Here is a 26,055-nt window from a genome sequence, read left to right as displayed (position 1 = left end):
AGGCTTAATGAAGACAGCCACTCAAATAAGAAAGGAACTATATAAAAGTTTATTGATGCCAAAATGGCATGCTTCCACATTTTATATAACAAGAGATGATGTTCAAGAAAACCATAACAAGGCATAACGCTTCTACCCAGGAAAAAACGGCGGCGTTGATGCAGTATAGCCAGCAGCAGCCACAGGAGGTTCTGGCGACACTGAAAACCCGTGAAGCAGGTCTGAAGCCTGCCGAGGCCGCCGATCGTCTGGAAGAAACGGGATCCAATACCGTCGTGACCCAACATCCGCGGCCGTGGTATTTAATTTTGTTTGCCGCTTTTAATGAACCTTTTGTCTGGGTCCTGCTTTTATTATGCATCGTTTCCATTATGACGGCGGATTATGATGGTGCCCGAATGATGGGGCTGATGATTACGCTCTCTGTTTCGATTCACTTTTGGCAGGAATATCGGTCGCAAAAAGAAAGCCATGCGCTGGCTGCCTTGATTGCCAATACGACAGCGGTGACGCGTGACGGGCAAACGCAGGAGCGGCCGATGGATGAAGTCGTGCCGGGCGACATTGTCCAGCTGGCAACCGGTGATATGATTCCGGCCGATGCTTATTTGATTGCGACGCACGATTTGTTCGTCAATCAATCGTCTTTTACCGGTGAAGCGATGCCGGTGGAGAAAACGGCCGGCAAAGCCACTTTAGAACCGGAGCAAAGTCTCTTTGATGCGCCGAATCTGGTCTTCATGGGAACAGACGTGATTTCCGGTTCTGGCACCGCGGTCATTTTGAAAACCGGGGATGCCACTTATTTTGGCGATATGGCGAATCAAATCGGCCATAAACCCGCGCCGACAAGCTTCGAACAAGGGATGCGGGCCATCAGCCGGGTGTTGATCAGCATGATGCTGGTATTGGTGCCGGTGGTGTTCGTAATCAACGGCATTACCAAGCAGGATTGGTCCCAGGCGTTCTTTTTTGCGATTGCGGTCGCGGTGGGGTTGACCCCAGAAATGTTGCCGATGATCGTCAATAGCAATCTGGCAAAAGGCGCGCTTGCCATGTCGAAACGAAAAGTCATTGTGAAACGGCTGCATGCGATCCAAAATCTTGGGGCCATCGATACCCTTTTTACTGACAAAACCGGCACGATTACCGAAGATCGCGTGGTCGTGATGCGGTATGTTGACGCGACTGGGGCCACCGATCCGGCGGTGCTGCGGATGGCGTATATGAATGCCAATTATCAGACCGGCTGGCATAACTTGATGGATACGGCAGTGGTGAATTACGCGCATGAGCACGAGGCAATTTTGGCGGACTTGCCCTCGGGATTAACCAAAATCGATGAAATTCCGTTTGATTTTGAGCGGCGGCGGCTGACGGTCGTCGTCGCCAATGAGGACCACCAGTGGATGATCACCAAAGGGGCATTTGAGGAAATGCTGGCGGTGTGTGATCGGGTCGAACTGCATGGCGAAGTGCTGCCGATTACTCCAGAGCGGCTCAAGCAACTTCAACATACAAACGCGGCCATGAGTGGTCAGGGGATGCGGATGATTGTGGTGGCTTACCGGCAAGACGTCCATCAACAGGAAATTTATACGACCGCTGACGAACAGCATATGGTGATCGCCGGTTTTCTGGGTTTTCTGGATCCAGCCAAGCCAGATGCCAAAGAGGCGGTTGGCTTATTGCGGAACCACGGCGTTCGCGTGAAAGTTTTGACCGGTGATAACGCCATTATTACGCAACATGTTGCCGAAGAGGTGGGTATTGCCAATCAGCTTGTTGTCACGGGAAATGATGTCGAAGCCATGGACGACCAGGCATTACGGCAGGCTGTCGAGTCGACGGATCTGTTCGTGAAGCTCAGCCCGTTGCAAAAAGCGCGGATTATTAAAACCATGCGGGCAGCCGGACATACGGTTGGGTACATGGGTGATGGCATCAATGACACCGCCGCACTGCGCGAAGCCGACGTCAGTATCAGTGTCGATACGGCTGCGGACATCACCAAAGACGCGAGCGGCATTATTTTGCTGGAAAAGAGTCTGCTGGTGCTTGAAGATGGCATTCTTGAGGGACGACGGGTCTATGCCAACGCCATGAAGTACATTAAAATGACGATCGCCTCGAATTTTGGGAATGCCTTTTCGGTTTTGGTTGCCAGCATTTTTCTACCGTTCCTGCCGATGCTGGCGATTCAGCTGCTGGTGCAAAATTTGATTTATGATACGTCGCAAATGACCATTCCCTGGGATAATGTGGATGACGCAACGTTAGCCAAGCCGACCCCGTGGCGCGCTAAGGGGTTGTTGCGGTATACGTTGACATTTGGGCCGTTAAGTTCGCTTTTTGACATCACAACGTTCCTATTCTTATGGTTTGGGCTCGGAATCGGGGCTCATGCGGCCAGTTTGCCGGCACAGCATGTTTTTCAGGCAGGCTGGTTTGTTGTCGGTCTGTTCACCCAATCGTTAGTCGTGCACGTTTTGCGGACGCGGGTGACACCATTTTGGCGGGCGCCGGCATCGGCCATCGTCATTCTGTCGACCATGTTGGCCTTGTTGGTGGGCTTGTTCCTCATCCTCTCGCCGCTGCATCGTGCCTTTGACTTTGCGGTGTTGCCACTTAGCTATTGGCCGGGTGCAGCGCTCATCGTGTTGACTTACCTGATCGTTGTTGAATGCGTTAAGCGGTTGTATTTAAAGCACGGCTGGCCATGGTTATGAACACGGTTTGCTTGTCGGAAAGAGTTCATGATCTGCAGGGATTCTTTTTCAACGCTCTTGCCTTTTATACATGGGCGTGCTACGCTACTTAAGTATGTTTTCAGCATACGCGTGGGAGGCCAAAACTTCTGGCCATCATAACCACATCACGGACTTAAGGAGGTATGTCTCGTGGCTAAAAAAGTAGCAAACATTGTCAAACTCCAAATTCCTGCTGGGAAAGCAACCCCAGCTCCTCCGGTTGGCCCTGCACTTGGGCAAGCCGGTATCAATATTATGGGGTTCACCAAGGATTTCAATGCACGTACGGCTGATCAAGCCGGCATGATTATCCCGGTTGTCATCACGGTTTATGAAGATCGTTCATTTGATTTCGTAACCAAGACCCCGCCGGCTGCAATTCTTTTGAAGAAAGCTGCTGGTGTTGAACATGGTTCCGGCGAACCGAATACCAAGAAGGTTGCTAAGGTAACCAAGGCTCAGGTCAAGGAAATCGCCGAAACAAAGATGCAAGACCTTAACGCTGCCGATGTTGAAGCGGCTATGCGCATGGTTGAAGGAACGGCTCGTTCGATGGGCTTCGAAGTCGAAGACTAAGACGCACTGTTCGGATTCTCAGTGAAAACTGAGGTAATCAGGTGGAAGGGAGAAAACTGATCTCCCAGTGACCACATTTGCAAGGAGGAAAACCCAGAATGGCTAAAAAAGGTAAAAAGTATTTAGAGGCTGCTAAAGCGGTTGATTCAAACAAGCAGTACACCCCTGAAGAAGCGGTTAATCTGCTGAAGAAAATCGACTATGCCAAGTTCGACGAAACCGTTGAAGTTGCCTATCGTTTAAACGTTGACCCAAAGCAGGCTGACCAACAGATCCGTGGCGCAGTTGTGCTGCCAAACGGAACCGGTAAGACGTCGAAGGTCATCGTTTTTGCCCAAGGCGACCAAGCCAAGGCTGCTGAAGACGCCGGTGCTGACATTGTTGGTGCCGAAGATTTGGTACAAAAGATTCAAGATGGCTGGTTGGACTTTGATGTTGCCGTTGCAACACCACCGATGATGGCTCAGGTTGGTCGTTTAGGCCGGGTTCTTGGCCCGAAAGGCTTGATGCCTAACCCGAAGACCGGCACCGTTACCATGGACACTGCCAAAGCTGTCAATGATATCAAAGCCGGCCAAGTTGCTTATCGTGTTGACAAGGCAGGTATTATCCATGCCCCAATCGGCAAGAAGAGCTTCGATGCTGACAAGCTGCTTGAAAACTTCAAAGCCATGAACGACATCGTTTTGAAGGCACGCCCAGCAAGTACAAAGGGTATTTACATTAAGAGCCTGACATTGACGTCTACCATGGCGCCTGGTATCAAGGTTAACCCGACTGACTTCTCAAAATAATGATTATTTTGAGACTCGCAGAAACTGGCGGGTCTTTTTCTTTTGCGTTAAATTTAAAATGGCGTATGCCCTTGGGCTGCAAGGAATTTGCCGATTTTGCCGGCCGCGGGAACGGTACGCAGTTGGCATCTATCGGGGGAATACGCTATGATTAAGTAAGGACACGAAGGGAGCGTTTACAACAATGGCTTATCAAACCGTTGATCCGAACACGAACACTTTAGAGAAGACCTATTCAAACACGACGCCTGCGCAAATCGGCGAAATGCTGACAACCGGGCATGCGTTTTATAAGGCACAGCGTAATCTTGATCCGGCAACGCGCGCCGCAACGTTACACGCAGTTGCCGCTTATTTCCGAGATAATGCAGATGAAATGGCTGCGATTATCACTAAAGAAATGGGCAAACGCACGGAAGAAGCTTTAGGTGAAGTCGAACTTTGTGCTGAAATTGCTGACATGTACGCTGACCTGGCGCCGGCACTGTTGAAACCGCAGCCGATTAACAGCACGGCTGGCGCTGCAGTGACGAATCACGTTGCTACCGGAATCGTGTTTGGTGTCGAACCCTGGAACTTTCCGTATTATCAGTTGATGCGGGTTTTTGCACCGAACTTCATGGTTGGCAATGCCGTCATTATCAAACCGGCAAGCAACGTACCGGCCAGCGGACTCGAATTTGAAAAGGCGGTACTGGCAGGCGGTGCGGACAAAGGTGCCTTCCAAATTGCCTTAATCGGCCATGATGATACTGAAACCTTCATCAAGGATCCGCGGGTTGCCGGTGTATGTCTAACTGGTTCTGAAGGCGCCGGTTCGCATGTTGCGGCGTTGGCAGGTAAATACTTAAAGAAGTCGTTAATGGAATTAGGCGGGATGGATGCCTTTCTGGTTTTAGACGGCGCCGATCTTAGCAGCGTCATTCCGGAAGCGGTCAAGACGCGACTGATGAACTGTGGCCAGGTCTGCACCAGTTCCAAACGGTTTATTGTGTTAGATAAGTACTATGACGATTTTGTAGCCGGGTTGAAGAAGGGCTTTGAAAGTGTCAAAATCGGCGATCCAAGCGATCCTTCAGTCGACGTTGGCCCATTGAACAGTCAAAAGGCCAAGGACAAGCTCCAAGGTCAAGTTGATACGGCAATCGAGCACGGTGCCAAGGTCGTTTATGGCAATACGCCAGTTGATCTGCCGGGCGCCTTCTTCCAGCCGACCATTTTGACAGACATCGACAAGGATAACCCTGCTTACCACACCGAATTATTTGGCCCGGTTGCCTGTGTCTACAAGGTACACTCTGAAAAGGAGGCTATTGAGCTTGCCAATGATGTACCTTATGGCCTTGGCGGTGCAGTTTTTGCCGGCGATACCAATCACGCTGCAGAAGTTGCCGCGCAGATTGAAACCGGTATGGTCGGTGCTAACCAAAGTCAGAGTTACAATGCCGAATTGCCATTTGGCGGCGTTAAGAACTCCGGTTACGGCCGTGAACTTGGCGACTTAGGACTATTTACATTTGTTAATGAACAAACCGTTACCCGGGCACTGCGCAAGTAACGGGTGTTCAAGCGTGTGTTAAGTGGTCATTGCTACCATGACAGATTGAACGAAGAAACTTTTTAATAGTGAAAGAAAGACGCCATCGCGATTTTGCCGCGATGGCGTCTTTGTTTGTGAACGTGACCTAAATTCTGGCCTACAACGCGTGAAAAGCCACATGAAATTTAAAAAGTCAAAAATTGTAACCGTTTTCTTGACGTTGGCGTATTAATATTTTTGCTGATAATAGTATTATATAAATGTAACCTAAGTTATGATATTTAAATATTTATACAAGAGAAGTCCTTTGGAACGTTAACCTGGTAGCTTTCAAAGGACTTTGATTGCCTTTAGGAGGAGTGAATATAATCGCTGTTTTGACAATATTTTGCGAGTATTCGAACTTTTAACTTTTGGGAGATTTTAACAACGAGGAGTGGTTGTGAGTGAACTATTTCATCAACTTCGGTATGCCCGCTAGTAAATCCGGGATTGAGCATGCTGAACTTAAGCGCAAGAGTCTTTTTGATAAGCACAAGGAGCCATACTGCTTTTTGTTGCGGGACTGGTCGCGGGATTTACATACAAATACAGCTAACGCAGGCATTACAGACGAGCATCTGATTAACATGTTTGATTATTACCAGAACACCTGTCATGTTGATCAGGCTCAGCTTTTGCCTGAAGAGGTCGACTTGGGGCTTAAGGATCTTAAGTACGACGACGAGTATAAGCGTAATCGGGTTTTGGTCTCTCGAGCCGATGGTCGGTTGGCAGCGCGAATTAACTATGTCCGTGAAACCAGACAGGTTGTTTCGACGGAACTTTTTGATGGCGTTGAAAACCTGTATCAGGTTGCATTTTATGATTCACGCGGCTTCAAGTCCTTAATCCAGTGGTATACGCCGGACAACAAGATTGGCAACGAAGAGTGGCTGACACTAGATGGCCGCCCGGTGGTTAAGGCATTTAATAAGAAAGGTGAAGACGGCAAGATTAAACAAACCGGTTGGATACTGACCGATCGGAAAGGCAAACGTTTCCAGTTTGACACGATTGATGCGTTCTTTGAGCACTTCATCAATGATGTCAATGAAAGCGGCAAGAATGTCTTTATTTTGGATCGCTCGTTACTTGCTGATGAAGCCCTCATTCACTTAGACAAGCCGGCATACACAGTCATGCATCTGCACAATTCACATGCAGGCGATGCCCAGCGGCCGATGGATTCGGTCATGAATAACAACTATGAATACGCCTTAGTCAATGGCGCTAAGTATTCGGCATTTGTATCGGCAACTAAGAAACAAGCCGTTGATGTTACGAAACGTTTCCCATATATTACGAAGTCCTTTGATATTCCGGTTGGTATCGTCCCTGATGACGTTCTCAATCGGCAACGCATTTTGTCCAAGAATCGTATTTTTGGGAAGGTCATTGCCGTTGCCAGAATTGCCCCGGAAAAGAATCTGGATAACTTAGTCCGGGCGATTGCGATTGTGCATAAACAAACGCCAGAAGTGACGCTTGACCTGTATGGTTATCCCGACGCAACGAATAACTATGCGGAGAAGAAAAAGATCGAAAAGACGATTAAGGAACTGTCACTAGAAGATGTCGTCACTTTCAAAGGTTATACGGAGAATCTGGAGAGCGCCTATAACACGGCACAGATTTTCGGTTTGACCTCGATCATGGAAGGCTTTGATCTCTCCCTGCTGGAAGCCATTTCGCACGGTGTTGTTGGCGTCACTTACGATGTCAATTATGGCCCGAACGAAATTGTCGAGGACGGGGTGAACGGTTATGTCACTCCTTATGGCGATATCAAGGCATTAGCCGAGAAGATTCAGTCATTATTTGCTGACAAGGACAAAATGCAACAAATGAGCACCAATGCTTACGAGTCGGCCAAACGCTATTCGGAAGAAAACGTCTGGCACAAATGGCAAAATCTCCTACAAGACGCAGAAAAGACGGAAGGAGGTGTCGCGAAATGATTTACATGGTTGGCGAAAATGTCTTCACTTTTAACTCCGGCACTGAATTCTCACAGATGCAGCGGCTCAAGGCTTTTAAACGCAACGGGATTGAAGCAAAGCTGTTGGTGCGGAACTATAACCGATTCTTATATCGCGATGCTTCCCGAGCTGGCTTGGCCAAAGATGACTACATCAATATGTATGACTATTTTCAAGGGGTTGTCGGCCTTGAACGCAAAAAGCAGGAGCTCCGCTTGCTGGATTCCATTCCGTTGACGAAATACCACGTGGTCGGCATTGACAACAATTTGACAACGATTGATCTTCTGGGTCGAACCATTGCCAAGATTGCTGTTATGCCGGAAACCGTGGGCTTGGTTGGCAGCATCGATTATTTTGATTGGTTTGGTAATAAAGAACTGACCGAGTTCTGGGATTGGCGCGGGTTCAAATCGATGGAACAGAATTACAATCCTGACGAAACAGTTGCTGCCCAGAAGTTCTTCGATCGGCAGGGCCATGTGGTGCTGGAAATCGTGCACATGAACAAAAATGGCAAGCTTGCGCCGACGCTCTGGAAATTAATGAACTATCACGGCCATGACTACGCGTTTGATTCTGAAGACAGCTTGTTCCTGTTCTTCATGAACGAAATTACCAAGACAACGCCGGGACTTATGATTTCGGATCGGCGGACGCTTGATGCACCTGTGAAGCAGGTGGCGCATGCAACAGGGACCATCGCTTATATTCACGAAGGTGATCTGTTTATTGAAGGTGAAGGCAAGAAGAAAGTACCTAACCCTATTTACGACGAAGCATTGGACGAACAAAAGCCATTCACTGCCGTCTTCTTCGCCACCCGCGAACAGGCTAAGAGCCTTAGTGGCAAGTGGCCGCACTTAACGATCAAGTCATCACCGGACACATTTGCTGAAGCGCAAGCAGATAATCATTCGGAGCCTGAGCATCCACATTTAACCTATATCGGTCGGCTTTTCCCGGATAAACATATTGCTGACTTGATTGATGCATTCGAACAGGTCCACCAAGCCCGTCCGGACGCCGAATTGTTCCTTAAAGGTTATTTTTCCGATGATGATTACCATCACGAGATTACCGATAAGATTCACAAGAAAAAGCTCGATGATGCCGTTCACTTGGTCAATTACAGCAATGACAATCACGACATTTTGGCGAAAACCACCGTGTTTATTTCAGCGGCAAAGTCGGAGGCTTTTGGGATGAACAGTCTTGAAGCGATGGCAGCCGGAGTACCGGTTGTCGCGTATGGCTGCCTCTTTCTGAAGAACAACCTTTTGATCAATGACCAGAACGGATTGGCCGTCGACAACATGACGCCAAGCAATTTGGGCAAGGCGGCACTTTCGGTATTGCAAGATGATCAGCTGTATCAACGGTTACAGGCTGGCGCATTGAAGACCGCAACCCAACACTCAGAAAAAGCATTTGTTGATGAATGGAAATCAGGGCTTTCTGAATTTCTTTAAGTCAATGTTCAGGTAGTTGTGAGCAGCATATTCCGGAAAGGTGATGGTGCCACGGGGGAACTGCTTTGAGGAGAATGGGTCGGAAACTAAGCATTTTTAGCTTACTCAATTATTTTTGAGAGGATCTTGAGTATGAAAAAGGTAAAGAGAACGAATGTTTTGGTCGAGAAGAAACGATACAAGATGTTCAAGTCGAAGAAAAAGTGGTTAATTGCACCACTTTTCTTCCTTGGCGTCGGGTTGGGAACAGCCTTCGAACCAAACGAAGTTAAAGCTGATGTTCAAACGCCCAGCAGTTCCGTCTATACTGAAGCGTCTTCATCGGGAGCTAGTAGCGGCCAAAGTAGCGCCAGTAGCAGCGCTGCCGCAACTGCACAAAGCAGCGCAACTAGTGCTAGTCAAAGTAAAGTAGCTGCTGCCAGTACAGACAGCAGTAACAGTGCTGCCAGTAGCAGCCAAACCAGTAGCGTTGCAAGTTCTAGCCAAGGCAGTGCAAGCGTTGCGAGCGCCAGCCAAGGTAGCAGCAGCGTAGCCAGCGCAAGCCAGGGCAGTAAGAGCGATGCTAGCGCCAGTGCTTCAAGCAACAGTAAGAGCAACGCCAGCGATGGCAGTGCTAGTCAAGGTAGCAGCAGTTCTGCCAGCGATAGCAAGAGCAGTGATAGCGCGAACAGCAGCAGTGCCAGTCTGACAAGTGCTGCTGAGAGTGCTGCCAGTGCATCGAGTGCCAGCGCAAGCAGTGCCAGTGCTGCAAAAGCTGCAAAGAGCACACTTGCAGCCAGCTCAGACGCGACTGATTCTGGTTCCAGCGTTGACGTAAGCACGGCTTCTGATTTTAATGCGGCCATGGCGAACTCAGCTGTCAGCCAGATTAATGTTAAGTCCAGTTTCGTTGATGACGTATCAGGTGCTGATCGACAGTCATATGCTTATCGCCCAAACCTTGTCATCAATGGTAACGGAAACACGATTGATTTTCGCAAACACTGGTACCAGCTAGATGCAAAGGCCAATGAGAGTGAAAGTCTTACGATCAATGATTTGACCATGTACGGCTACAGTTACTGGGGCCCGGTTACAATTATGGGTGTTGCACCTAACTCAGGCTATGATCATTCAGTGACCTTTAATAACGTAACCTATACTGGGGCCCAATTAATGTATGGGCGAACTACGAAGGTTTACATTGACGGAAAGACAACTGTTAATTCCGTAAAATCCTATACTTCACCGTTCGATCAATCGAACCAATCAACTCAGCCCGGTGATGGTGGCCAGCAAAACTTTGAAGTTAGCTACATGGAAGTCAAAAGCGGTGCTACTTATACGGGTACTACTTATAGTGGCACGGCTGTTCAAGTTCACAACGGTGGCTCGTTTATTGTCGATAAAGGTGCGACCGTTGACCTACAGAGAACCAGTGCGGTTGGCGCTAACGAAGACGGTTTTAATGCACTGATTTATACAAGTGGATCGGTTGAGTTTAAAGAAGGATCGAAGGTTACTCTTAATAAGAATAAGCTTCAAGAAAGTAACTTTTCACCGATTTATATCGATACTGGCGCTAATTTAACTGTCGACAAAGACGCGGTTGTTAATATTGATGGTGCGACTGGTAACACGCCGATTAAGATTGTCGGTAATGGTACTGTCAACCTCAATGAAGGTTCATCAATGACCATTAACCAAACCGGGGATACGTTCGGCACTAATGGTGTCATTAATATCGCCGGTAGTGGCGGCTTTTATGTTGCGAGCGGCAGCACCCTTGCCGTTAATGTGACGGGGACAGATGCAGCTTCGATTAATGTCATCAAGACGACGGGTAGTAGCCAATTGAGTTTTGCCCAGGATGCAACTGCCAAGCTGACTATTAATGGTGGCACAGGTATTGCCCATGTACTCAACATCGGCAATAACTCAAAGATCAATATCTATATGCCGAAGTCAATTCTTTTCAGCATTGAAGGTAATACGAATAGTGCGTCTAGTATCTTCGATGTTACTGGCAGTGGTGCATTAACTGGCCAATATGTCAAGATTATCCCTGACAATGGTAAGAATCCTTTTGGCCCATATAAATCTGTTTCATATGCATTGAGTGGTAAGGGTTCTACATCAACGAAAGCGACGGTTAAGGGCTTAACTCAAGCCGCCGAAGCTTCAGGTGAAGATCTTGCAAATGATTTTGCAACTGATACTAGTCTTGAATTTGTCACAGCTGCAGATAATTTTGTTACCGTTGATCCAGTTACCAACGAAACCACGGAACTCACGGGTAAAACCGGTGCGGATGGTTATGTAACGATTACCGGATTAAAGGGACTTCCTGCTGGCACTTTGACTGCAGACCCATATGATTCAACCAAGTATTTGGTACAAGCTGATGACAATGGGAACTGGAGTTATAAACTACCTGCCGGTGTCACGTTGACAGCAAATACATCCTTTAAAGTGGTTTCAAGCGATGCCTTCATCGTTAAAATCGCAACGGTGGTTGTTAATGATGCCGAAACACCAAAACAGGCTTCTAGTGCTGCTAATAGTTCAAAGACGACCGCTAGTGCCGCTGACGGAACCAGTTCACAAGAAGCGGCAACCAACAGTTTTGCAAGTGCTGCAGGAAGTTATGCAAGTGAAGCGGAGACGATTGCCAAGAGCCAGGCTTCCAATGCGACGATTCAGTCACTAGCAAGCGATGCGCAGAAGCAGGCAAGCTTAGCATCTGACGCCGAAGCTGCGGCAAGCAAGAACTCAACTGCCGCTGCTGCAGCAGCTAAATCTGCAGCCAGTGCCGCCAGTGAAGCATCATCCGCGGCTGCTGCTGTAGCCAGTGACGATGCCTTAGCAAGTTCTGCTGCCGCTGCATATGATTCATACGCAGCCGAAGCCAGTGCTGCCTCTGCAGTCAATGACTCGGCAGGCCTTGCAACAGCGTCATCTGCCGCAAGTGCTGCCGCTGCGCAAATGAATGGGGCATTGTCTGACGCGCAAACAGCCGCAAAAGTGGCCGCAAGCGATGCAATCGTTGCAAGTAGTGCAGCCGTTACAGCCGCAGCTGCTCAAAGCGAAGCCGTCAAGAGTGCGGCAGCTGCATCAGCTGCAAGTAAGCAGGCACTTGATGACTTGAATAAGATCAAGGATGCATTAAACAGTGATGCCAGTGGTGCCAGTTCCAGCGCGAGTCAAGCTGATAGTGCTTCAACCGCGACGCATGAGTATGCGAGTGCTGCAAGTTCAAGCGCCAGTGAAGCTGGTTCCTATGCAGATAATGCCAAGTCCAGTGCCAGTGACGCAACGGGTCAGTCAAGCACAGCCGACAAACATGCAAGCACCGCTGCCTCAGCTGCCTCCAGTTATCCGAAGGATAGCGGGATCCAGTCCTATGCGAATGCGGCCAAGAGTGCTGCTGCTGAAGCAGATAGCAATGCAAGCATGGCTAATAGTGCTTCAAAGGCTGGATCAACTGCTGCCAGTGATGCCAGTGACCAAGCTAAGACAGCTGCCAGTGCTGACACAGATGCAAGTACTGCTGCAAGTACTGCAAGCAGTGCCGCGAGTGCCGCAGCAAGCTCAGCAGCAAGCTCAGCAGCAAGCCATCATGTCCTACCAAATACTGGTGGCAATGGCTCATCATCGAGTTCATCATCTAGCGCAGCTGGCAATGGTGGCAGTGGCGCAGCTTCAGGCTCGTCATCAAGCTCATCCTCGAGTGCAGCTGGTGCCGGTGGCAACGGCAGTGGCACGCAGCCAGGCAATGGTGGCAATGGTGGCAACTCCGCGAATGGTGGAGGTTCATCATCGCAAACCGGCAATGGTGGTAGCAACACGTTACCAGCAACCGGTGGCACAACGGGTCAGGCAGGCTCATCATCGGAAAACGGTAACAGTGGCAAACACACGTTGCCGCAAACCGGTGAGGCAAGCGATCAAGATGCTCCTGTTCTTGGTCTGCTTATGGTCAGTCTGATGGGATTGTTCGGCCTTGCAGGAACCAGACGTCGCAAGGATGACAAAACATCAAAGTAAAGCTGAGTGACGACGATCATTAAATGTTGTTACGCAACTAAGCTTTGACACAAATAGAGAGTGGTGTGAGAAACGTTTAGACGTTTCTTGCACCACTCTTTTTGCTTGGCATTAAAAAAGAGGGCAGCCAGCGAATGGTTGTCCTCTTTTTTAAATTATTCTAGACGCCGGTATGCGTAAAGGCATTTATTATGACTTTGACGGCGCTGTCTCAATCGAATCAACCAACTTAACACCCATGGTTTCTTGTCCCAAAAAGACGATTGCGACGATAGCGATGAGGATGGATGCAGTGAAAATAGCAAAGATGCTGGTGACAGACCAGTTGGCGCCTAACAGGTGGCCGACAAGCAGTGGACCGACAATACCGCCAATGCGACCGATGCCGGCTGCCATGCCAGAACCGCTGCTGCGGACGATGGTTGGGTATTGTTCCGGTGAGTAGGCGTAGAGGGCACCCCATGCACCAAGGTTGAAGAATGAGAGCAACATGCCGGCAGTTAATAGCATTGGCAGACTCGTTGCCATTCCGAAGGCCAGTGCACTGGCGGCGGTGCCGAGGAGGAACAGGCTTAAGACGAGCTTTCGGCCCCATTTTTCAATCAACCAGGCAGCAACGAAATAACCAGGTAATTGGGCTAACGTCATAATCAGCACATACCCAAAACTGTTGATGAGGCTGAAGCCTTTAAGCACCATCACACTTGGCAGCCACAGGAACATGCCATAATAGGAGAAGACGACCATGAACCAGACGATCCACAGCATGATGGTTGAGCGTACGTAAGGCGGATGCCAGAGTGTCGTGAGCGTTTTGATCAAGCCTGGGCGGGCGACCCTTTTGAAGGCGCGTGATTCGTTGATGCCTTCGCGGAAGTAGAAGGCGTATAAGCCGGCTAAACCGGTTGCGAAAACGGCAACGCGCCAGCCCCAGACCGGCATGATGAAGTAGGAAATAATAGCCGCGAGCAACCAGCCAGCTGCCCAGAAGCTTTCTAACAACACAACGCTGCGGCCGCGTTTTTCAACCGGCACACTTTCGGAGACCAGCGTAGAAGCCACTGGTAGTTCGCCGCCCAGTCCAGCGCCGATGATAAAGCGTAAAACAAGAAAAATACCATAACCCGTTGCAAAAGCGGAAATGCCGCTTCCAATCGAAAAGACCAATAGTGTGAGAATGAGAATTGCTTTGCGGCCAAAACGATCGGCCATCATCCCGAACAAAATGGCGCCAACCGCCATGCCGATCGAGCTGACGCTGCCGATCCACCCCATTTCAACAGTACTTAGTTGCCATTCCTTATGTAAGGCTGCGATAACGAAACTCAGCATCCCCACATCCATCGCGTCAAACAGCCAGGCAATGCCAATGCCGACGATCAACCGCGCATGACTCGGTGCTTTCTTTGTCATTTTTCTCCTCCTTGATGAATTCCTCACAAGTTGGGTGTCTTGACACCCGTTTGCATGATCTTAATTTCATCAAAAAAGCGGGTCGCTGTCAATAAGAATTTTCATGAGATGCATCACAAGCGGATAAGACCTCAATGATTTCAAGTGTTTAGAAAGCAAAATAATTTTCAAAACTTGTATCAGCCTTGAGGAATGAACGGTGCTGCATGTTAAGATGGAACAACATAGCAAAAAAGCGAGGAAGGCAAAGTTTTATGAAGAAAATCACGGAATGGTATTACGGTATTTCACTTAAAGATCGCTTCAAGCAACGCACTTATGACGCGATCATGGGCCGCAACATGCTGACGGCAGAGCTCATGCTGCTGATTGCCAGTGCGACGGCCATTTTTATTGATGCCAACAGTTTGAAAATGATAACAGCCAGCACATGGATTCTGTTGCTGGTGACGGTGATCATTGGCTTGATGAACACGGTCAGCTTACATTACTACCGATTGCAGGTGATTGAAGTTGACACCCCTGAAGCTTATCACCAGTATGTTTGGCTAGCAGTTGCCCGTGGCGTTTTATCTGCGCTGATGCTAGCGGTGGCGATTTTTGCGATTGAAATGGCATATGAAGCCGCGATGGACATGAACCCGCTCCCGCAGTATTACCTGACGAATCATTTCTGGATCGGCGTGATGTTGCCAATCGCTTACGGCATTTGCCGGTTTGGTTACGGGTACCTGCATTTGCATGGCACTTGGGAGCATAAAAAGGATACTGAGGACAATGATTAATTGGCAGCCGGGAGCAGGGCGAAATGTCTCGTCGGCGGAATTACAACCTTTGTTAAAAGGCGAAGATCAATGGACGAAGCAGCTTTTTGGTAACAAAGCAGCAATCATCCGTGGCTTTCCTCAGGTAGGGCCTCTACAATATGCGGTGGCTGTGTGGCAAAATACTTATCATAAGCGTGCGCTCTATTTCAATGTGGTCGGCCGAAACATCCGGTTAGCTGAGCTGATCCCGATGCTTAAGCAATTAGCGGGTCAACACGATCGGTTGCAATTTAGCAGCTATGATTTTCCGTCAGAGACGACGCAACAATTGCGTCAGGCAGGTTTTCAGGTCATTCGCCACACCGCCATGGGTACTTATCGAACGTTGCAACCGACAGCGACGATCCGTGGCATTAAATCACGTTCTCAGTTAACGGCAACCCAGTGGCAGGCTGTGGTTCAGCTAAGCTATCAAAATTACGTAAGTGCACACACAGTTAATCCTGCCACAATGACGCAAGCTCAATTTGAAAAGGCGTTAAGTGATGCCGATCCGCAGCAGCCCGGTTTTTGGGTTGTGGGCAACAGTGTCCGGGCTTATGTGTTTTGGTTTGAAGATGAGCCCGGCGAATTGACAAGTGCCTGGCTCGGCGGGGTCAAGCAGGCTGACACCTTGCGACTGATGCGGGCCGTTTTGCCGCTGGTTCAAGCAAACTACCGAGTGGTTAACGGTGAATTTGATGATACCAATCCGCATGCTTGGGCAGTTTATCGCCGATTAGCGATCCCTGATCCGCATCCACTTGTTACGTGGCAGCTGTTGTTGCGCTAACACTTATTGGCAGGCACAATTCAAAAAGGTTCCGCAGACAAATTCAACGTCTACGGAACCTTTTTGAATACAAATATGCTGTTACCACTTATCACAGCAGACGATTATTCCTGCTGCTGCGGCCGGCTGGACCAGATGTGCGGAATGAACGTCCAAACCATTGCAAGATCAAGCGCCAGGCACAAAGCAGTGAAAATGAAAACGCCGTTGTAGTCGAAAATATTGGAGATGAAACCACCAGCCAGTGATCCGGCCATGGAACCAAATGCCTGAGCGCTTTGATTCCAACTGAAAACCGTTCCGGTGTAGCTCACCGGCGTCAGTTTGGAAAGCAGGGTTTGGATGGTCGGGAAAAGCGCGCCATCCGAAACGCCGATCATGAGCCGAAGAAATCCTAGTGCCCAGATGCTGCCGACAATGCCTTGAGGAATATACATAATGACGGCAAAGATCAGGCCGCTGACCAGAATTTTACCGGAACCGATCCGATCACCTAACTGACCTAAACGCGGGGCCGCCATTAAATTCGAGATCCCGGGTAGTGCCGCGATAATGCCGGCGACAACTGTGATTGGCCCGACGTTGTGCATTAACTCTTTAACGTAAAGACTGATAATCGGGTAAATCGACATGTTGCCCAGCTGAATGATTGCCGTCGAGATGAGAAGCACCATAATTGCTTTAGGGTTGCTGACTTGGGTAAGCAGTCCCGGCCGCTTTTCCTTTTTTAACAGGCGCGGATCAGGCGTATAGTGTTCGTGAACCATTGTGAGACTTAGGACAAACACGATCAGTAGCAAGGCACCGGTAATGATGAAGGTCAGCCGAATCGAGAATGTCTGGGCGAGAAAACCGCCGAGAATCGGACCGATTAAATTACCGGAAACATAACCGGTTGTGAGAATGCCAATCGCCGTACCACTTTTGGCTTTCGGTGTTTCGGTCGCAATTAACGCACTGGCATTAGGGATGTAGCCTGCCGCCAGCCCTTGCAGAAAACGCAGCGCGATCAAGACGTAGACATTGTGCACGAATCCGCAGGCGCCAATGATAATCGCCATCCCAAAACTGGAACGCAATAACATGAGCTTACGGCCGCGGCGATCAGCCAATCGACCCCAAAGCGGACTGACAATGGCAACGACCATGAAAGTGACCCCGAAGGTAATCCCGGAATAAATGCTGAGTTGGCCTTTGGTAAAATCGCCGAGTTGGTCGACATATAATGAGATAAACGGCGAGACCTCACTGAAGCCCATGCCGGCGATGAAGGTACCAAGCCATAAGACAGCCAGATTTTGCTGCCATGGTTCGAGACTTTTAAGTTTACTTGGCAAAATCGCCAACTTCCTTTCAGAAAAATAGTTACCCAACTAATATAACGCAATCAAAAAGGGGATACAATTGGGGGGACTGCTGAAAATCAGACTTGAAAATTTGACATTAACGCTAAATAATTTTGACATGCCTTGGTTACCATGGTATTCTACTCGTTGTGATTAGTCACTCTGCCTAAGACTCAGGGGGCGTAAAAGCCTTAATCATCCTGCCGAGGTGGTATCGGAAACATAAGATACCTCTATGTCTTGGTAGGCATGGAGTTTTTTTATTGCTAAAAACTTCAACCAAACTAATGGAGGTGAAAAACATGAGTGAACAAGCTATCGCAAAAAAAGCTGAACTCGTTAAGACGATTTCTGAACAATTCAAGAATGCTACCAGTGCTGTCGTTGTTGACTATCTGGGCTTAACAGTTGAGCAAGTAACCGCATTACGTAAGGAACTGCGCGAGGCCGGTGTCAAGATGGAAGTCTTGAAGAACACTTACCTGCGTCGGGCCGCTGATGCCAACGGTTACGAAGCATTGGACGATGTTTTCAAGGGCCCTACAGCCGTTGCCTTCTCCAATGACGATCCTGTTGCTCCGGCACGCATTATGGCCAAGTACGCTGACCAATTTGATGCACTGCAGATCAAGGGCGGCATTATCGAAAATAAAGTTGCTTCTTTGGACACCATTATGGAAATGGCCAAGATGCCAGATCGCGAAGGTCTGTTGTCGCAACTTGCTTCTGTCTTGCAGGCACCTGTCCGCGACTTTGCACTTGTTGTTAAAGCAGTTGCAGAAGCCAAAGACGAAGAACCTGCTGCATAATATGACGTTACAAACTATTTAAAAAACGGAGGAAACAAACATGGCTTTAGATGTAGATGGCATCATTGCACAACTTAAAGATGCTTCCATTTTGGAACTCAATGACTTAGTTAAGTCAATCGAAGATGAATTCGGTGTTAAGGCAGCTGCTCCTGTTGCTGCCGGTGCCGCTGCTGGTGGCGACGCTGCAGCTACCAAGGATACCTATGACGTTGAATTGACCGAAGCCGGCCAAGAAAAGGTTAAGGTTATCAAGGCTGTTCGTGAAATCACTGGCCAAGGTCTGAAGGATGCCAAGGGTCTGGTTGACGCCGCTCCTAAGGTTATCAAGGAAGGCTTGTCCGAAGACGACGCTAACAAGATCAAGGAACAGCTTGAAGAAGTTGGCGCAACGGTAACCCTCAAATAATTAAGCTTCATTTTCGAAAAGGCACCTCACTCAACACAGTCGTTAAGGCTATGGTTGAGCGAGGTGCTTTTTTGATGTGTATAAATTGATTGGTTTTGTGGAATCGATACCATAAACTTGGAAGCAAAGGAACCCTGCTTTAACAGGATCCATATAAAACTAATCCTTCGCGACGCTTTGCTTGTAACTATCCAGCGCATCTGACAGATCCTTATCTTTAATCGTCACATGTTGGTCTTTTAACACCTGACTAATAACCCGCTGCATGACGCTGGAATTACGCGACCATTTTGCGTAAACGTTGGCTGTCAGCGCTTCTTTATTGCTTTCAAAAGAGCCTTTAGCGGGGTGGTTGACCATCTTGATCACTTCATAGCCGTTGGTCACTTTAACCGGTGATTGGGTATAATCGCCATTTTTTAACTTGTATGCTGCGTCTTTAAAGGTCGAATCGAAACTTTTGCTGGTGGCTTCAAAGCTGGTTTTGCCACCGTTGTCTTTGGTTGCGGTATCGATTGAATATGTTTTGGCTAATGTCGTGAAATCCTTGCCGGCTGCTAAATCGCTGATGACTTGCTTGGCCGTCGCTTCATCGCTGGTCAGAATATGTTGCACGGTGACTTTGGGCTGATAGGTTTTCCACGCTTCTTTAAGTTGGCTGTTCGTGACCTTCTTCAGCTTTTTAAGTGCCACTTCGCTTAGCAGGTTCGTGCGGATGCTTTGCCGGAAGCTGGCCTTGCTGAAGCCGTTTTGGGTTAAGAAGCTGGTGAAGTTTTCACCGTATTGTTTTTGATAGCTGTCATAAGTGGTGTTAACAGCTTTGGTGCTGACGGATTTGCCGTATGCATGGTCTAGTGCGCGATAAATCAATAGGTTAGCCAGAACGGTTTTTGTTGTTGGTGATTGTTTGAGTTCTTTATATAAACTCGCCTGGGTGACCTGGCCACCTGAATAAGTTGCAACAGTCGAACTATTTGCCTGCTTGGTTTGGCAACCGCTTAGTAGCACAAGTAAGGCGGCCAGCGTGGTTAACAAGCCCTGAATGCGCAGTTTATTTTTCATTGCATCAATCCCCCTATGACAAGCTGACGGCATAACGTGGCTACATTTTAACGTTTAAAATTAAAAAACTCAATATATTTCCTCATAATCACATAATCTAATTTTTGAACCGAAAAAATGAATTCTGATTCCTTGATACGACAAGAATGGATGAAAATTTACAGATAAGAAAATTAAGTTAAGATTAAGAAAATTGTTGAAAGTCTTTTTTAATCGTATATAATCCTAACTATATCGAGCAGGGTTTTGATTGGTTGTGGAACTACCGGGAATTGGAGGGTATTGGATGCAAACGAAAAAGAAAGGGCTATCTATTCTCTTAGCCAGCACTGTTGCATTGGGCGCGCTGGCGGTTTTACCGGTCGGCGAGGTTCAGGCTAAGGCAGCGATCTCGCAACAGACCAAGGAAAAATCACTGGCAAAGACCGTTGCGGCCGGACAAACGGCGACCGATACAACAAGTGCCGTCACGAGTCAGGCCATTGCAACCCAGTTAGCGGCAAAAGGCATTGATTATCACAAGCTGAACAAGGTGCAACAGCAGGATACTTATGTGGATGTTATTGTTCAGATGAGTGCAGCACCTGCATCTGAAAATGGCACCTTGAAGACGGATTACTCCAGCACCGCCGAGATTCAACAAGAGACGAACAAGGTCATTGCCGCGCAAGCAAGCGTGAAAGCCGCGGTCGAACAGGTGACCCACCAGGCAGCTGGGGAAAGTTATGGTTATGTGGTCAATGGCTTTACCACGAAGGTCAGAGTGGCGGACATTCCGCAGTTGAAGCAAATCGCCGGCGTCAAAACCGTCACACTCGCCAAAGTTTATTATCCGACCGATGCCAAGGCCAATTCGATGGCGAATGTCCAGGCGGTTTGGTCCAATTACAAATACAAAGGTGAAGGAACCGTTGTTTCAGTCATCGATACTGGCATTGACCCGACGCACAAGGATATGCGGCTGAGTGATGGCAAAAAGGCCAAGCTAAAGCGTGCGGATGTCGAACAATTTACCAAAACCGCTAAGCATGGCCGGTATTTTACCGACAAAGTGCCTTATGGGTTTAACTATGCCGATAATAATGACACGATTACCGATGATACTGTTGACGAACAGCACGGGATGCACGTGGCAGGGATCATTGGCGCAAACGGTACCGGGAGTGACCCGACCAAATCGGTTGTTGGCGTGGCTCCGGAATCGCAATTGCTGGCGATGAAGGTGTTCACCAATTCGGATACTTCCGCAACGACGGGATCATCGACGTTGGTTTCGGCAATTGAAGATTCGGCCAAATTAGGGGCGGATGTGTTGAACATGTCGCTTGGTTCGGTTTCCGGCAACCAAACGCTTGCGGATCCGGAAATTGCCGCGGTCCAAAATGCCAATGAATCCGGTACGGCAGCGGTTATTTCTGCTGGTAACTCCGGGACTTCCGGTTCGGCAACCGAAGGCGTCAACAAAGATTATTATGGTTTGCAGGATAACGAAACGGTGGGCAGTCCGGGGACGGCGCGTGGCGCAACCACTGTGGCGTCGGCCGAGAATACCGATGTGATCGGGCAAAGCGCGACAATTACCGATGGCAGCGGTCTGAAACTCGGACCGGAGACCATTCAACTTTCAAGCAACGATTTTATCGATAGTTTTGACAAGAAGAAGTTCTACGTGGTGAAAGATGCCACTGGTAAACTCAGCATCGGCGGCGCCAGCGATTACACGGCCGACGCCAAAGGAAAGATTGCCATTGTCAAGCGTGGCGACATTGCATTCACCGACAAGCAAAAGTATGCCGAAGAAGCAGGCGCATCCGGCTTAATCATCGTCAACAATGATGGGACAGCTACTGCGCTAACCTCGATCAAACTCGATGCAACCTTCCCGACATTTGGTTTGTCCAGTGTCACCGGCCAGAAGCTGGTTGATTGGGTAACGGCTCACCCGAATGATGAATTGGGTGTCAAAATCGGGTTGGCCTTGTTACCTAACCAGAAATATAACGCCGATCGGATGTCAGATTTCACTTCATATGGTCCGGTTTCTAATCTGGCCTTTAAGCCGGATATCACGGCGCCAGGCGGTAATATCTGGTCCACACAAAATAACAATGGTTACACTAACTTATCCGGAACCTCGATGGCATCACCGTTCATCGCTGGCTCACAAGCCTTGTTGAAGCAAGCACTTAATAACAAGGATAACGAGTTCTACGCTGACTACCAGAAGCTAAAAGGCACGGCGTTGACCGATTTCCTTAAAACGATCGAGATGAACACCGCTCAGCCGGTCAATGACATCAATTACAACAACGTCATCGTCTCGCCGCGGCGGCAAGGGGCAGGATTTGTCGATGTTAAGGCTGCCATCGATGCGCTGGAAAAGAACCCGTCGACGGTTGTTTCCGAAAATGGCTATCCGGCAGTTGAATTAAAAGATTTTACCAGCACTGACAAGACCTTCAAGCTGACCTTTACGAACCGCACGAAGCACGAGCTGACCTATCAAATGGACAGTAACGAAGATACTAACGCGGTGTATACCTCAGCAACCGATTTAAACTCAGGTGTACTTTATGACAAGAAAATTAACGGTGCGACGATTAAGCCCGATGGTGAAATTGTGGTACCGGCAGGCCAGTCAGTTCAGGTTGGCTTCACGTTATCATTGCCTAAATCTTTTGACCAACAACAATTTGTTGAAGGTTTCCTGAATTTCAAAGGCAGTGACGGTTCGCGATTGAATCTGCCATATATGGGCTTCTTTGGTGATTGGAATGACGGCAAGATTGTCGACGGCATTAATGGCCAGACTTATGCGCCTGCCAGTGGTAACTATGGAACTGTACCGGTCATTACCAGTCGGCGAACAAAGAATCAGTTTATTGGCGGCCTGGTGAACGATGCCAGTGGTAACCCGACGATTGATGAGAAGGCCATTGCTATTTCCAGCAGCAAGGATGCTATTTATAACGGAATTAGCATGCAGTACTATCTCCTGCGCAACATCAGCAATGTTCAAGTTGACGTGTTAGATGGTCAGGGTAATAAGCTAACAACGCTCAGTAGCTCGACCAATCAGACGAAGACTTATTATGATGCGCGCGCAGGTATGTATATTTATTACCAGGCACCGACCTGGGATGGTACTTACTACGATCAGCGTGATGGCAACATTAAGACTGCTCAAGATGGAAGCTACACGTATCGACTTTCAGGTGTTCCTGAAGGCGGCAACAAGCGGCAGACCTACGATGTGCCGTTCAAGCTTGACTCCAAAGCGCCGGATGTTCGCAACCTGTCGTTAACCTCCAAAAATGAAAACGGGAAAACGGCGTACTATCTTAAAGTCGAAGCCAAGGATGAGCTCAGTGGATTGGATGCAGCAAAGGATATCAAAACATCCATCAATGACGTCACCAATCTGGAAGGCACGTTTGCAACCACCGGCACAACTGCTGACGGTTACACACAACTCGAAGTGCCTTTGACGGATAAACAGGCGCAGGCTTTAGGCGAAGGTGATAATCAGGTTGAAGTTTACCTCACTGATAACGCGTCGAACCCGACGTATCAATCGGCCGCGGTTCAGAAACCGGGATCAACGACCTTCAGTCTGATTGTCAATGGCGGCGGATTACCGAATAAAATTTCAAGCACAACCGAGAACTATGAAGCAGGCAAGCAAGGTGGCAAGTATACCTTTAGTGGCACGTATCCTGCACCGGTTTATGGCACTTATACTGATGCGCAAGGTAAAAAGCACGACTTGACGACCACGTATGATGCCGCAACTAACAGCTTCACCGCTTCCATGGCATTGACGGCGGATGATTATGCGACCAAGGTTGATCTGTATGCCGACAAGGCGCACACCCAGTTGCTCAAGCATTTTGACACCGACGTTCGCCTGACCGCCCCGACTTTCCGTGACTTGAAGATCAACAACAACCAAGACCAGACCTCTGAAAATTCGGTTAAAGTCACCGGGACTGCCAGTGCGGATACGACGAAGGTAACGATCACGAATGGCAGCACGAAAACGCCAGTAACGTTGGATAACAAGCATCAATTTAGTGTCGATGTGCCGGTCAACTATGGTGACAACACGCTGAAAGTGACGGCTGAAGATGAAGATGGCAACACCGCAGTTCAGGAGCAAAAAGTAAGCTCGACCTATGATGCCGATGTGCTAAAGGATGCAGTAACCTTTGATCAAGGCGTTCACTTCGGGGCAAACGATCTGTCGAACATTAATCAGATCAAATACTATAATCCAAAGACAGGAATCGCGACCATCACCGGCAAAGTCAAGCATCCAACCACGACATTGCAGGTTGATGGCAAGCAGGTACCGATCAAGAGTGACCTGACCTTTAGTTTCACGTTAAACTTAGGCACCGCGGGGCAAAAACCGTTCGGTGTTGTTGTGGGTGATACGACCCAAAACAAGACCTTCCAAGAGGCCCTAACGTTCACCTTGGACGCTATTCCACCGACGTTGTCATTGGATCAGCCAACCGACAAACCGGTTTACACCAACGATCCTAATTTTCGGATTACCGGAACGGCGACTGACAACGTGAATTACCTGGAACTTGCGATCAACGGCAGCAATGTTGCCAGCCAGTATGCCGATGTCGACATGAACAGCGGCAAACCGGGACACATGGCAATTGATCAGGCCGTCAAACTCCTCGAAGGCAAAAATGTTTTAACTGTGGCCGTCACTGACAGTGAGAAGAATGTTACAACCAAGAAACTGACAGTGTACTACGAACCAAAGAAAACATTAGCGGCACCGACCGTCACGCCAAGCACAACTGATCCGGCTAAGCAGGTGACGTTGACCGTCAAAAACGTAGCAGCAGGTGAAACTGTTCAATACAGTGCGGATGACGGTAAAACGTATCAGGATCTTCCGGCAAACGGTCTAAATGTGACGGCTAATGGAAGCTTTAAGTTTAAAGCCGTTGATTTGTATGGTAATGAATCGCCGGCGGTAGACTACGTTGTTAAGAATATCAAGACGGATGATCCGGCTCAGTTGCAGCAGGCTAAAACAGCCTTGCAGGATCTGATCGCCAAGGCAAAAACGACAGCAGCAACCGGCAAGTATCTTGATGCTTCGGTTACAGCGCTAAATACGGCGGTTGCGGCGGCACAAGCGGCACTGGATCAAAGTGATGCAACGGTCGATTCATTGACTGCTGCTAATAATCAGTTAACGACGGCACTCAACCAGCTGGTGCTTAAACTGCCAGCCGATCAGCAAGACGCACTGCTTAATAAACTGCAGTCAGCAAAAGATGTTTTAGGGACAACGTTTGGCGGTCAGACAAATCCAGCTACTGGAATGACGTTCACTGCCGAGCTAGACGCATTGGCCGCTGAAACCAAGGCCGGCACGAGCACTGCCGACCAGCTTGATGCCAATTTCAATAAGATGTTGGATGCAGCCTTAACACAATTGGCGAAAGCAGTTAAAGACGACACTCCGGCAACGGTTGGCGATGCCAAGGACACCACCACCGGTCAGACCTGGTATGCGCAGATCGACGCTGCATTGACAGCTGGGACAGCGGCAACGGCTGACACGCAAAAGATTGCGCAACTACAAGGTTTGTTTAGCTTAAAGGCCAAAATCGCGGCGGCAGTTGAAGCCGCCAAGCAAGCCGGTGGCAACGGTAGCGATTCGAATAAGGGCGGCTCAACCAACAAAGGTAACGGTAGCGACTCGAATAACGGTGGTAGCGACAAAGACTCCAATAATGGTGGCTCAACCAACGATGACAAAGGAAATGATTTGAACAAAGGTGGAAGCGGCAGTGGCGCGAATAAAGATGGCACTGGTAACGATCCAAACAACAACGGTGGGACACCAGCACCGGAGCCAAATCCGGGAAGCGGAAAGGATCAAAAGCCAGGTGAAGGTGGTGGCAGTTCAGCTGACACCAAACAACAACCATTGACACCAACTGGCGCCGGGACGCAACCACTGGGAACGGCTGGCAAAGATGACACAACACCGCAACCGCCTGTATCAACCGGTCAAGGTGATGGCACTTCCACACATGATACAAATCAACAAACTTCCAAGAAAGACATTCTGCCGAGAACAGCCGAAGTTGGCCAGGCAGCGGCATTGGCATTCCTTGGTGCTTTCATCACAAGCATCGTTGGGTTTCTTGGGGTTCATCGTCGGCGCAAAGAGCATTAACAACCGCCGTTAAGTCCAGTG

The 26,055-nt window shown here is 48.7% G+C and carries 15 protein-coding genes and 1 other annotated feature; of the genes, 12 read left to right on the top strand and 3 right to left on the bottom strand.

Translation table 11 applies throughout. The features are described from left to right. Positions 1 to 98: 98 nt before the first annotated feature. The 7 genes from mgtA (at position 99) to LACZS1_RS10735 (ending at position 13,179) form a co-directional block, all read left to right on the top strand. Positions 99 to 2,729 carry a magnesium-translocating P-type ATPase gene (mgtA, locus tag LACZS1_RS10765; RefSeq protein WP_070650305.1) on the top strand — a complete coding sequence of 877 codons (2,631 nt, stop codon included), beginning with the start codon at positions 99 to 101 and terminating at the stop codon, positions 2,727 to 2,729. Positions 2,730 to 2,900: 171 nt separating this feature from the next. After that, the gene (gene rplK / locus LACZS1_RS10760) at positions 2,901 to 3,326 is read left to right on the top strand and encodes a 50S ribosomal protein L11 (protein ID WP_005688081.1); all 426 of its coding nucleotides are present in this window, start codon (positions 2,901 to 2,903) and stop codon (positions 3,324 to 3,326) included. A gap of 98 nt (positions 3,327 to 3,424) precedes the next feature. Continuing rightward, entirely contained in the window at positions 3,425 to 4,120 is a 696-nt protein-coding gene (gene rplA, locus LACZS1_RS10755) for a 50S ribosomal protein L1 (protein WP_306402855.1), read from the top strand. Between the two features lie 184 nt (positions 4,121 to 4,304). Further along, positions 4,305 to 5,678, top strand: a complete 1,374-nt coding sequence (locus LACZS1_RS10750; RefSeq protein ID WP_306402746.1) for an NAD-dependent succinate-semialdehyde dehydrogenase — start codon at positions 4,305 to 4,307, stop codon at positions 5,676 to 5,678. A 428-nt stretch (positions 5,679 to 6,106) separates the two neighbouring features. Continuing rightward, positions 6,107 to 7,660, top strand: coding sequence for a glycosyltransferase family 4 protein (locus LACZS1_RS10745; RefSeq protein ID WP_070650303.1), 1,554 nt, complete (start codon positions 6,107 to 6,109; stop codon positions 7,658 to 7,660). Then, entirely contained in the window at positions 7,657 to 9,153 is a 1,497-nt protein-coding gene (locus LACZS1_RS10740; RefSeq protein ID WP_070650302.1) for a glycosyltransferase, read from the top strand. The genes LACZS1_RS10745 and LACZS1_RS10740 overlap by 4 nt, the downstream gene beginning before the upstream one ends. 132 nt (positions 9,154 to 9,285) lie before the next feature. Continuing rightward, positions 9,286 to 13,179, top strand: coding sequence for a pectate lyase-like adhesive domain-containing protein (locus LACZS1_RS10735; RefSeq protein ID WP_070650301.1), 3,894 nt, complete (start codon positions 9,286 to 9,288; stop codon positions 13,177 to 13,179). 189 nt (positions 13,180 to 13,368) lie between these two features. Here LACZS1_RS10735 and LACZS1_RS10730 read toward each other — a convergent pair whose 3' ends face one another. After that, positions 13,369 to 14,592 (bottom strand): MFS transporter, encoded by a 1,224-nt coding sequence (locus LACZS1_RS10730; protein WP_070650300.1) that lies wholly within the window; start codon positions 14,590 to 14,592, stop codon positions 13,369 to 13,371. Positions 14,593 to 14,846: 254 nt separating this feature from the next. Between LACZS1_RS10730 and LACZS1_RS10725 the strand changes: the two genes are divergently transcribed. Both LACZS1_RS10725 and LACZS1_RS10720 read left to right on the top strand, forming a co-directional pair. Beyond that, complete coding sequence (locus LACZS1_RS10725; protein ID WP_070650299.1) at positions 14,847 to 15,377, top strand: hypothetical protein; 531 nt, start codon at positions 14,847 to 14,849, stop codon at positions 15,375 to 15,377. Further along, positions 15,370 to 16,191 carry a hypothetical protein gene (locus LACZS1_RS10720; RefSeq protein WP_274804364.1) on the top strand — a complete coding sequence of 274 codons (822 nt, stop codon included), beginning with the start codon at positions 15,370 to 15,372 and terminating at the stop codon, positions 16,189 to 16,191. The genes LACZS1_RS10725 and LACZS1_RS10720 overlap by 8 nt, the downstream gene beginning before the upstream one ends. Positions 16,192 to 16,295: 104 nt before the next feature. Here LACZS1_RS10720 and LACZS1_RS10715 read toward each other — a convergent pair whose 3' ends face one another. Then, entirely contained in the window at positions 16,296 to 17,528 is a 1,233-nt protein-coding gene (locus tag LACZS1_RS10715; protein ID WP_070650297.1) for an MFS transporter, read from the bottom strand. Between the two features lie 156 nt (positions 17,529 to 17,684). Further along, positions 17,685 to 17,808, top strand: a sequence feature (ribosomal protein L10 leader region). A 31-nt stretch (positions 17,809 to 17,839) separates the two neighbouring features. Between LACZS1_RS10715 and rplJ the strand changes: the two genes are divergently transcribed. Then, positions 17,840 to 18,346 (top strand): 50S ribosomal protein L10, encoded by a 507-nt coding sequence (gene rplJ / locus LACZS1_RS10710; protein ID WP_010492058.1) that lies wholly within the window; start codon positions 17,840 to 17,842, stop codon positions 18,344 to 18,346. A 40-nt stretch (positions 18,347 to 18,386) separates the two neighbouring features. Continuing rightward, positions 18,387 to 18,755 (top strand): 50S ribosomal protein L7/L12, encoded by a 369-nt coding sequence (rplL, locus tag LACZS1_RS10705; protein ID WP_010492057.1) that lies wholly within the window; start codon positions 18,387 to 18,389, stop codon positions 18,753 to 18,755. A gap of 159 nt (positions 18,756 to 18,914) precedes the next feature. Here rplL and LACZS1_RS10700 read toward each other — a convergent pair whose 3' ends face one another. Continuing rightward, a complete protein-coding gene (locus LACZS1_RS10700) occupies positions 18,915 to 19,817 on the bottom strand; it encodes a peptidylprolyl isomerase PrsA (protein ID WP_070650296.1) in 903 nt (300 codons plus the stop codon). A gap of 286 nt (positions 19,818 to 20,103) precedes the next feature. Between LACZS1_RS10700 and LACZS1_RS10695 the strand changes: the two genes are divergently transcribed. Next, a complete protein-coding gene (locus tag LACZS1_RS10695; RefSeq protein ID WP_070650295.1) occupies positions 20,104 to 26,034 on the top strand; it encodes a S8 family serine peptidase in 5,931 nt (1,976 codons plus the stop codon). Positions 26,035 to 26,055 lie beyond the last annotated feature (21 nt).

The sequence above is a fragment of the Lacticaseibacillus zeae subsp. silagei genome, from assembly GCF_030770335.1.
GTDB classification, from domain to species: domain Bacteria; phylum Bacillota; class Bacilli; order Lactobacillales; family Lactobacillaceae; genus Lacticaseibacillus; species Lacticaseibacillus zeae.
This window is presented reverse-complemented; position numbering and strand designations above follow the sequence as displayed.

Coding starts and splice junctions, on each gene's coding strand:
- mgtA (WP_070650305.1), top strand. CDS start 99: ATGTTCAAGAAAACCATAACAAGGCATAACGCTTCTACCCAGGAAAAA.
- rplA (WP_306402855.1), top strand. CDS start 3,425: ATGGCTAAAAAAGGTAAAAAGTATTTAGAGGCTGCTAAAGCGGTTGAT.
- LACZS1_RS10750 (WP_306402746.1), top strand. CDS start 4,305: ATGGCTTATCAAACCGTTGATCCGAACACGAACACTTTAGAGAAGACC.
- LACZS1_RS10740 (WP_070650302.1), top strand. CDS start 7,657: ATGATTTACATGGTTGGCGAAAATGTCTTCACTTTTAACTCCGGCACT.
- LACZS1_RS10735 (WP_070650301.1), top strand. CDS start 9,286: ATGAAAAAGGTAAAGAGAACGAATGTTTTGGTCGAGAAGAAACGATAC.
- LACZS1_RS10730 (WP_070650300.1), bottom strand. CDS start 14,592: ATGACAAAGAAAGCACCGAGTCATGCGCGGTTGATCGTCGGCATTGGC.
- LACZS1_RS10725 (WP_070650299.1), top strand. CDS start 14,847: ATGAAGAAAATCACGGAATGGTATTACGGTATTTCACTTAAAGATCGC.
- LACZS1_RS10720 (WP_274804364.1), top strand. CDS start 15,370: ATGATTAATTGGCAGCCGGGAGCAGGGCGAAATGTCTCGTCGGCGGAA.
- rplJ (WP_010492058.1), top strand. CDS start 17,840: ATGAGTGAACAAGCTATCGCAAAAAAAGCTGAACTCGTTAAGACGATT.
- rplL (WP_010492057.1), top strand. CDS start 18,387: ATGGCTTTAGATGTAGATGGCATCATTGCACAACTTAAAGATGCTTCC.
- LACZS1_RS10700 (WP_070650296.1), bottom strand. CDS start 19,817: ATGAAAAATAAACTGCGCATTCAGGGCTTGTTAACCACGCTGGCCGCC.
- LACZS1_RS10695 (WP_070650295.1), top strand. CDS start 20,104: ATGCAAACGAAAAAGAAAGGGCTATCTATTCTCTTAGCCAGCACTGTT.